This is a genomic window from Allobosea rubneri (assembly GCF_032464875.1).
GTDB lineage: Bacteria > Pseudomonadota > Alphaproteobacteria > Rhizobiales > Beijerinckiaceae > Allobosea > Allobosea rubneri.
The window spans coordinates 1-534 of record NZ_JAWDID010000152.1 but is presented as its reverse complement, the minus strand read 5'-3'; the positions used below and the strand labels follow the sequence as shown (position 1 = coordinate 534).

Annotated in this window: 1 protein-coding gene; it reads right to left on the bottom strand. The window is 67.4% G+C overall.

Annotated features, from left to right (window positions below):
• The coding region (locus RKE40_RS29715) for an ATP-binding cassette domain-containing protein (RefSeq protein WP_316021748.1) at positions 1 to 534 on the bottom strand (534 nt) is incomplete at both ends.

Here is a 534-nt window from a genome sequence, read left to right as displayed (position 1 = left end):
CGAGGATGACCACTCGGGCCTTCTTCAGCACGGCACGCGCGATGGCGACCGTCTGACGCTGCCCGCCCGACAGGCTCGACACCTTCTGGCGGACCGACTTCACGGTACGCACCGAGAGGGAGCGCAGCGTGTCGGACGCCTCCTTCTCCATGCGGCCCTCGTCGAACGTGCCGAACGAGAGCTCCTCGCGGCCGAGGAACATGTTCTGGACGATGTCGAGGTTGTCGCACAGGGCGAGGTCCTGGTAGACGACCTCGATGCCCAGGTGCCCTGCGTCGCGGGGCGCGTGCAGGTCGCGGTGCACGCCGTCGATGAGGACTTCGCCCTCGTCGTAGGGCTGCACGCCGGCGAGCCCCTTGATGAGCGTGGACTTGCCGGCGCCGTTGTCGCCGACGAGTGCGGTGACCTTGCCGGGGTGGACCTTGAGATCCACGCCCTTCAGGACGCTGACCGGGCCGAAGGACTTCTTGACCCCGACCAGCTGGATGATCGGCTCGACGCCGACCGTGGGGGTGATGGTGGATGTGTCTGACA